The following is an 8,155-nucleotide window of genomic DNA, read 5'->3' as shown; positions in this document are numbered from 1 at the left end:
GGCAGCGTCCCTGTCCTCGGACGAGACGATGATCGCGGCATACCGGCCGAAGGGCGGGGCGTCGGCCTCGCGGCGTGCCTGGGTTTCGGCGGCGTAGAAGCCCTCGGCATCGCCGCTGACCAGTGCCGCCATGACCGGCGCGGTCGGCTGGTGGGTCTGCAGGAGGACATGGCCGGGCTTTTCACCCCGCCCGGCGCGCCCGGCGACCTGCATGATCTGTTGAAAGGTGCGTTCGGATGCGCGGAGGTCGCCGCCGGAAAGACCCAGGTCGCCGTCGATCACGCCGACCAGCGTGAGGTCGGGAAAGTGATAGCCCTTGGTCACCAATTGCGTGCCGATGACGATGTCGATCTCCCGCGCGGTCATGCGGCGCACGAACTCGGCCGCCTTGGCCGGCGACCAGATGGTGTCCGAGGTGACGACGGCGGCACGCGCATCGGGCCATAAAGCGGCGACTTCGTCGGCGATCCGCTCCACCCCCGGGCCGCAGGCGACCAGGGCATCCTCCGCATCGCAATTGGGACAGGCGCGCGGGGTGGGGATCATGTGGCCGCAATGATGACACGACAGACGATGGATCAGCCGGTGCTCGACCATCCAGGCGGTGCAGTTCGGGCACTGGAAGCGGTGCCCGCACGCCCGGCACAGCGTCAGCGGCGCATAGCCGCGACGGTTGAGGAACAGCAGCGTCTGCTCACCGCGCGCCAGCGTCGCGTCGATCGCCTGTACCAGCCGGGGCGCGATCCAGCGGCCGCGCGGCGGCGGTTCGGCGATCAGGTCGATCGCCTCGATCGTCGGCAATTCGGCACCGCCGTGGCGCGCGGGCAGCCGGAGTTCGCGGTAGCGGCCGGCCGCCACCTGAACCCGCGTCTCGATCGCGGGCGTGGCCGACGCCAGCACGACCGGGCAGGACTCAAAGCGCGCGCGCATGACCGCGACGTCGCGGGCGTGATAATGCACGCCCTCTTCCTGCTTGAAGCTCGTTTCGTGCGCCTCGTCGACGATGATGAGCCCGAGGTCGCGATAGGGCAGGAATAGCGCCGATCGCGCGCCCACCGTCACCCGCGCCTCGCCGGTGGCGATCGCGCGCCACGCGCGGCGGCGCTGCGACTGGCGCAGGTCGGAATGCCAGGCGACCGGCGCGCAGCCGAAACGCGCGTTGAACCGATCGAGAAACGGCTCGGTCAGCGCGATTTCGGGCAGCAGCACGAGCGTCTGGCGCCCGTCGCGCAACGCCCGGGCGATCGCTTCGAAATAGACTTCGGTCTTGCCCGACCCGGTGACGCCGTCGAGCAGGAACGGCTGGAACTCGCGCGCGGCGACCGCGTCGGCCAGTGCGGTTGCGGCGTCGCGCTGGGCCGGGTTCAGCCGGGGCGGCGCATGATCGGGGTCTGGCAGGGGATAGGGCGAATCGAGATCGACTTCGACCGCCGCGATCGCGCCGGCGTTGACCAGCCCGCGAATGACCGCGTCCGACACGCCCGCGATCGTCGCGAGCTCGCGGATCAGCCCCTGGCGATCGCCGATCCGTTCGATCGCCTGGGCGCGTTGCGGCGTCAGCCGTTCGGGCACGACGCCGGTTGCGCGATATTCGGTGATGCGCTTCACCCCCTCCAGCGCCGATGTCGATGCCAGCGCCATGCGCAGGACTGCGGCGGGCGGGGCGAGATAATAATCGGCGGCCCATTCGACCAAGCGGCGCAGCGCGGCGGGGATCGGCGGCGCGTCGGCGACCGCGATCAGGTTGCGCAGGCGGTTGTCGCCCACCTCCTCGGTCACCAGCCGATCGGCTTCCCAGACCACGCCGACGAGCTGACGGGGGCCGAGCGGGGCGACGACGATCGAGCCCGGTTCGACCGTCATGCCGGCGGGCACCCTGTAATCGAGCGGACCGAGCGCGGAATTGAGGACGAGCACGCGAGCGCGGGGAAGAGGCATCGCCGCTATCTAGGGCGTGCGGGCACGCGGGGGAACCGGGGAAGGGGAGCGGTGCGGGCGTCAGGCCGCCCGCGTGGCGACCCCCGGACGAAACAGCAGCCCGGAGTAGCTGCGCGCCGTGCCGCGTTCGAGGCGCTTGGCCTCGTAGAGCGCGGCGTCGGCGCGGCGGATGAACTCGCGGGTCGACGTGACCAGCGGGCTGAATTCCGAATAGCCGAGCGTCCCCGACATGCCGATCGCGCCCTGGCCCGTATGGACCGGCAGCTTGAGGTCGCCGGTCAGCCGCTCGATCGTCGGGGCGGGATCCGCGCAGATCGCCGGGTCGGTGACGATCAGGGCAAATTCGTCGCCACCCAGCCGGGCCGCGAAGCTGTCGGCGAGATAGGGCGCGCGCAGCCGCCGCCCGACCGCGCGCAGCACGTCGTCGCCGGTCAGGTGGCCGTGGGTGTCGTTGATCGCCTTGAACCCGTCGAGATCGATCAGCACCAGCGTCAGCGGCGCCTCACCCAGCCGCGCGCGCGCCATCGCGTTCTCGAGCTCGCGGTTGAACGCGGCGCGATTGCCGATCCGCGTCACCTCGTCGACGGCCGCCGACCGGCGGAGGCTCTGTTCCATCATGTAGCGTTCGGTGATGTCCTGGATCAGGCCGGTGACCGCGACCGGCCGCCCCTTTTCCAACTCGACTTCGCCGATACAGCGCACGCGCAACGGCCGCTGGCGCGCGGTGACGAAATCGACTTCGAAATTGAAGCTTTCGCCTGTTTCGATCGTGCGGGCGAGCGCATCGCTGACGACTGCGCGGGCGTGCGGCGGATAATAATCGAGCGCGGTTTCCACGGTCAGCGGGCTGCCGGGATCGAGCTCGTGGATGCGATACACGCCCTCGGACCAGACGACGGTGTTGTCGACGATCGAATAGCGCCACGAACCGATCATCGCCAGCCGCTCGGCCTGGTGAAAGGTCCGCTCCTGACGGCGCAGCGCCTGGGCACCCGCGCTCGCGCTTTCTGCCAGCGTCATCGCCTGATGCGCGCTGGTGCGTGCCGCGATCAGCGTTCCGGCGATCACGGCCAGCTCGCGCAGCTGTTCCTGCTGGCGCGCGGTGAGCGTGCGCGGCTGGTGGTCGATCCCGCACAGCGTGCCGATCACCCGCGGTTCGACATCATGGTCGATCGCCGCCGTGACCGGCGCGCCGATATAGAAGCGGATCTGGTGATGCTCGGTCAGGCCCATGCGGTCGGCAAATTGCGGTTCGCTCAACAGATCGCTGATCTCGACGACATCGCCGTTCGCGACGGTGACGTCGCACAGCGCATTCGCCCGCGGCAGCTCGATCCGGTCGACGCCGGTCGATGCCTTGGTCCACACCCGCGCGCGGTCGACCAGGGTGAGCATCGCCACCGGCACGTCGAGGACTTCGGCAGCAATGCGCACCAGCGCGTCGAACGCGGCTTCGCGGGGCGTATCCAGCAATGCCTGGGCGTCGAGCGCACGCTGACGACCCTCCTCTTCCGGCGTTGGCGGTACGATGGGTTCGAACATCCCGCCGATCTATTCGGGCGTTGGTTAAATTAGCGTGCAACGCTTGCCCGCTGCGGACCGATCGGCGAAAGGACGGCTAAACCAGGGAGCACACCCGATGAAATTCTTTGTCGACACCGCCGACACCGCCGAAATCCGATCGCTGGCCGAATCGGGCCTGGTCGACGGCGTCACCACCAACCCGTCGCTGATCCACAAATCGGGGCGCGATTTCCTGGAGGTCGTCCGCGAAATCTGCGCGATCGTCGACGGGCCGGTGTCGGCCGAGGTCGTCGCGCTCGATTACGAGGGCATGATGCGCGAGGCGGAGATCGTGCGGAAGATCGCCGACAATGTCGCGGTAAAGGTGCCGCTGACCATCGACGGCCTGCGCGCGTGCAAGGCGCTGACCAGCGACGGCACGATGGTCAACGTGACCCTGTGCTTTTCCGCCAACCAGGCGCTGCTCGCGGCCAAGGCGGGGGCGACCTTCATCTCGCCATTCGTCGGCCGCCACGACGACAACGGCTTCGACGGCATGGAGCTGATCGCCGACATCCGGCTGATCTATGACAATTACGCCTTCGGCACCGAAATCCTGGTCGCCAGCGTCCGCCACCCGGTCCACATCCTGGAAGCCGCCAAGATCGGCGCGGACGTGATGACCGCGCCGCCCTCGGTGATCCGCCAGCTGGTCAAGCACCCGCTGACCGACAAGGGGATCGAAGGCTTCCTGGCCGACTGGAAAGCGACGGGCCAGACGATCGGGTGACCGCGCACGGCCGTTATTTGCGCACCGCGTTCCAGTTGAACAGGAAGGTGCGGTGTTCGGCCCAGGTCTGTCCCTGAACGCTGTCGCCGACGAGGCACGCGGCGCTGTGATAGGGGCCGACCCCGTCACTTGTCCGGAAACTCACACAGGTCCGATTGCGGTCGGTTTTCCAGCGGCCGGATTCGATCGTGCTGTCGTAAAAGCTGCCCGCGACGCTGCCGTCGGGCCTGAGGTCGAGGACCATCGGCTTGGTATAGGGCGGGTCGTTCGGGTTGCTGCTGAGATCGACCACCCATTCGCCGCCGAGCGGGGCTGGGCTGGCCGGCGCGGGGCTCGCCTGGGCCAGCAAAAGGATGATCGCGATGGGCAGCATGTCGGCTCCTTGCTTCGCCCGCCAAACTCGATTGTTTCGCGGTGGCGGTCAACGCTAGACTCGCGCGCGTGACAGGTCCGCTCCCACTCGCTTTCGCGGCGCATCTCTCCCGCGACCGGCGGCGGTCGGTGCATACGGTGCGGGCGTATCAGGCGACGGCGGAGCGGTTGCTGGCGTTTCTGGGCGGGCATTGGGGGGCGCAGGTGGATGCGGCGGCGCTCGCCCGCGTGACCCCGGCGGACCTGCGCGCGTTCCTGGCGGCGCGGCGGGGCGAGGGGATCGGCAATCTGTCGGCGGCGCGCGAATTGTCGGCGGTGCGCGCGTTCCTGAAGTTCGCGGGCGGGGAGGGGGCGGAACTGCCGCGCCTGAAAGGCCCGCGCGTCAAGAAAGGCGTGCCGCGGCCGATCGCGCCCGACGAAGCGGTGGCACTGGCCGAGGATGTCGCGGAGCAATCGGACGAAGCGTGGATTTCGGCACGCGACTGGGCGGTACTGATGCTGCTCTATGGCGCGGGGCTGCGCATCGGCGAGGCGATGGCGCTGACCGGCGCGATCCTGCCGCTGGGCGAGACGCTGGTCGTCACGGGCAAGCGGGCCAAGACGCGGCTGGTGCCGTTGCTGCCGCAGGTGCGCGAGGCGATCGAGGCGTATGTGCGGCTGTGCCCCTTTGGCGTTGCGCGCGATGCGCCGCTGTTCCGGGGCGCGCGCGGCGGACCGTTGTCGCCCGCGATCATCCGCCGGTCGGTGCGCCGGGCGCGGGTGCGGCTGGGGCTGGGCGATCGCACCACGCCGCATGCGCTGCGCCACAGCTTCGCCACGCATCTGCTGGGTCGAGGGGCCGATCTGCGCGCGCTCCAGGCACTGCTCGGACATGCGAGCCTGAGCTCGACGCAGGTTTACACCGCGGTCGATGCCGCGCATCTGATGGACGTCTATCGCAACGCGCATCCGCGGGCGTGAGGGTGCACCCCAACCCGTCATGCCAGCGCAGGCTGGCATCTCGTGCCGCAAGGGTGGACACTGCGGCTTGAGGCCCCAGCCTGGGCTGGGGCGACGTGAGGCGTGTCAAACAGCGTCGCGGCCAGCGGACAGGCCCCACCCCAACCCCTCCCCTGAAGGGGAGGGGCTTTATCGCCTCACTCCTCCCGCGGTTTCCAGGTGAACACCCGGATCACATAATAGGCGACCATTGCGATGATGACCCCGGTCGACACCGGTCCCAGCCATTCGTCGACCTGAGCATAGCGCGAACCCAGCTCATAGCCCGCGACCGCCAGCGCCGTGGTCCAGCCCAGCGTGCCGAGCGTCGACCAGATCAGGAATTCGCGCCACGGCATTTCGAACAGCCCGGCGGGAATCGACACCAGCGAGCGGATCGTCGGCATCATCCGGCCGAGGAAGACGAACCAGTGGTCATATTTGTCGAAGAACGCATCCGCCCGCTTCACTTCGCGCCAGTCGAGCGTCAGCCAGCGGCCCCAGCGGTCGATGATCGGCTTGAACCGATCGTAGCCCAGCCATCGGGCAAAGGCGTACCACAGGACGTTGCCGAGCATCGCGCCCGCTGTGCCGGCCAGGATCACGCCCCACAAGGTCATCGTGCCGCGCGCCGCCTGTAGGCCGGACAGCGACATGATGATTTCCGACGGGATGGGCGGGAACACGGTTTCCAGCAGCATCAGCAGGAACACGCCCAGATAGGAGGATTGTTCGATCAGCTCGCGGATCCAGTCACCCATGGCGCGCGCTCCGTGCGGCGACGCGCGCCTCGATCGCGTCCCAGATCATGCCGGCGGTATCGGTGCCGTTGAAGCGGTCGATCGCGACGATGCCGGTCGGCGAGGTCACGTTGATCTCGGTCAGCCAGTGGCCGCCGATCACGTCGATGCCGACAAAGATCAGCCCGCGCCGCTTCAACTCCGGGCCGAGCGCGGCGCAGATCTCGCGCTCGCGCTCCGTCAGGTCGGTCGCAATCGCCGATCCGCCGACCGCCAGGTTCGACCGGATTTCGCCCTCGCCGGGCAGGCGGTTGATCGCGCCCGCGATTTCGCCGTCGACCAGCACGATGCGCTTGTCGCCCTTCGCGATTTCGGGAAGGAACGCCTGGACCATGTGCGGCTCGCGATAGGCCTGGTTGAACACCTCGATCAGCGAGGACAGGTTCTGGCCGTCGGCGTCGATCTTGAAGATCGCCTTGCCGCCATTGCCGTGCAGCGGCTTGACCACGACCGCGCCATGTTCGGCCAGGAAGGCGCGGGCTTCGTCGACCGATCGCGTGACCAGCGTCGGCGGCATATATTGCGCGAAATCGAGCACCCAGACCTTTTCGGGCGCGTTGCGCACCGATGCGGGATCGTTGACCACCAAAGTCCGGTCGCTGATCCGTTCGAGCAGATGGGTGGCGGTGATGTAGCCGAGGTCGAAGGGCGGGTCCTGGCGCATCAGCACGACATCCGCGTCCTCGCCCAGGTCGAGGCGGATCGGATCGGCGAAGTCGAAATGGTTGCCGACCTCGCGCCGCACGGTGACCGGATGCGCGCGCGTCCAAACGCGGCCGGCGGAATAATTGAGGTCCTCGGGCGCATAATGGAACAGCCGGTGTCCACGCGCCTGGGCCGAGAGCATGAGCGCGAAGCTCGAATCCCCGGCGATGTTGATCTGGTCCAGCGGGTCCATCTGGATGGCGACGGTCAGGGTCATCGAGCGTCCTTGTGGTGGTGTGCGAACCAGTCTTTCCCGGACCTCGGATTTTGAGCGGCTGACCCAGCGTTGGAGTTTGAAGCCAAGCGCGGCCGACCTTCTACCGTCACCCCGGGCTTGACCCGGGGTCCCGCTGCCTGATCCGCCACAAGAAGAAGCGGGACCCCGGCGCGAGGCCGGGGTGACGGGAAAGTCTGGGGTATGATGCTCAAAGACGACACGGATGAGTCAGCATTTCAACATGAGCGGTGAGGGATGAATTTGAGTGCCATAGGACCAGTTTCCCCCATGCGAAAGCGCCGTCGCGTTCACCCGGCGTAGCGCGCGGCCGTTTCGCGGATCAGCGCGATCATGTTCGGAATGCCCTGGGTGCGGTTGGAGCTGAGCTGGTTCTTGAGGTCGAAGGGCGCGAGCGCGGCGTCGATGTCGGTCGCCAGGATCGCGGGCGGCGGCTGGTCCTGCACGGTGAGCAGCACGAGCGCGATGATCCCCTTGGTGATCGCGGCATTGCTGTCGGCCAGGAAGTGCAGCGTGCCGTCGTCGCGCACGGTCGGATAGACCCAGACCGAGGCGGAGCACCCGCGCACCAGCGTCGCATCGGTCTTGAGCGCTTCGGGCATTGGCGCGAGCGCGCGGCCAAGGTCGATCAGCAGGCGGTAGCGGTCGTCGGGATCGAGGAAGCCATATTCGTCGGCCAGGTCGGCAAGCTTTGTCATGCGGCGCGATATAGCGGGCACGGCGCGGATGGGAATGCGGGATTGGGGCGAGGGGGAGGGGGCAGCGCTAATTCTGCCAGAGGCCCCGGCCTTCGGGGTTCCCCGCAAAGTACTACTTTGCGGGGGCCCCTGCGCC

8 protein-coding genes are annotated in these 8,155 nt (G+C 68.2%); 2 read left to right on the top strand and 6 right to left on the bottom strand.

Translation table 11 applies throughout. The features are described 5' to 3' along the window. Together AX709_RS05075 and AX709_RS05070 are read right to left on the bottom strand one after the other, a co-directional pair. Positions 1-1,938: primosomal protein N' (locus AX709_RS05075; RefSeq protein WP_066547528.1), on the bottom strand; the 1,938-nt coding region annotated here is incomplete at its 3' end. Between the two features lie 60 nt (positions 1,939-1,998). Beyond that, positions 1,999-3,480, bottom strand: a complete 1,482-nt coding sequence (locus AX709_RS05070; RefSeq protein WP_066479979.1) for a diguanylate cyclase domain-containing protein — start codon at positions 3,478-3,480, stop codon at positions 1,999-2,001. A gap of 97 nt (positions 3,481-3,577) precedes the next feature. Between AX709_RS05070 and fsa the strand changes: the two genes are divergently transcribed. Then, complete coding sequence (fsa, locus tag AX709_RS05065; protein WP_066547526.1) at positions 3,578-4,231, top strand: fructose-6-phosphate aldolase; 654 nt, start codon at positions 3,578-3,580, stop codon at positions 4,229-4,231. Positions 4,232-4,244: 13 nt separating this feature from the next. Here the strand turns inward: fsa and AX709_RS05060 are convergent, their stop codons facing one another. After that, the gene (locus AX709_RS05060; RefSeq protein WP_066547523.1) at positions 4,245-4,604 is read right to left on the bottom strand and encodes a hypothetical protein; all 360 of its coding nucleotides are present in this window, start codon (positions 4,602-4,604) and stop codon (positions 4,245-4,247) included. Between the two features lie 68 nt (positions 4,605-4,672). Here AX709_RS05060 and AX709_RS05055 point away from each other — a divergent pair, with 68 nt between their 5' ends. After that, positions 4,673-5,563, top strand: coding sequence for a tyrosine recombinase XerC (locus AX709_RS05055; protein ID WP_066547520.1), 891 nt, complete (start codon positions 4,673-4,675; stop codon positions 5,561-5,563). Between the two features lie 176 nt (positions 5,564-5,739). Here AX709_RS05055 and AX709_RS05050 read toward each other — a convergent pair whose 3' ends face one another. From AX709_RS05050 to AX709_RS05040, 3 genes are all read right to left on the bottom strand, one after another. Then, complete coding sequence (locus AX709_RS05050) at positions 5,740-6,342, bottom strand: DedA family protein (protein WP_066479970.1); 603 nt, start codon at positions 6,340-6,342, stop codon at positions 5,740-5,742. Then, complete coding sequence (gene gshB / locus AX709_RS05045; protein WP_066547518.1) at positions 6,335-7,303, bottom strand: glutathione synthase; 969 nt, start codon at positions 7,301-7,303, stop codon at positions 6,335-6,337. Before gshB ends, AX709_RS05050 begins: the two co-directional genes overlap by 8 nt. A gap of 308 nt (positions 7,304-7,611) precedes the next feature. Further along, on the bottom strand, positions 7,612-8,019 hold the full coding sequence (locus AX709_RS05040) for a SufE family protein (RefSeq protein ID WP_066547515.1): 408 nt from the start codon (positions 8,017-8,019) through the stop codon (positions 7,612-7,614). Between the last annotated feature and the right edge of the window lie 136 nt (positions 8,020-8,155).

The sequence above is a fragment of the Sphingomonas sp. CCH15-F11 genome, assembly GCF_001557005.1.
Lineage (GTDB): Bacteria > Pseudomonadota > Alphaproteobacteria > Sphingomonadales > Sphingomonadaceae > Sphingomonas.
Note: the sequence above shows the minus strand (reverse complement) of the source record. Positions and strands in the feature narration are given on the sequence as shown.

Excerpts from the sequence above, each read along its gene's own strand:
- AX709_RS05050 (WP_066479970.1), bottom strand. The coding sequence starts at position 6,342 with ATGGGTGACTGGATCCGCGAGCTGATCGAACAATCCTCCTATCTGGGC.
- AX709_RS05040 (WP_066547515.1), bottom strand. The coding sequence starts at position 8,019 with ATGACAAAGCTTGCCGACCTGGCCGACGAATATGGCTTCCTCGATCCC.
- AX709_RS05060 (WP_066547523.1), bottom strand. The coding sequence starts at position 4,604 with ATGCTGCCCATCGCGATCATCCTTTTGCTGGCCCAGGCGAGCCCCGCG.
- gshB (WP_066547518.1), bottom strand. The coding sequence starts at position 7,303 with ATGACCCTGACCGTCGCCATCCAGATGGACCCGCTGGACCAGATCAAC.
- AX709_RS05070 (WP_066479979.1), bottom strand. The coding sequence starts at position 3,480 with ATGTTCGAACCCATCGTACCGCCAACGCCGGAAGAGGAGGGTCGTCAG.
- fsa (WP_066547526.1), top strand. The coding sequence starts at position 3,578 with ATGAAATTCTTTGTCGACACCGCCGACACCGCCGAAATCCGATCGCTG.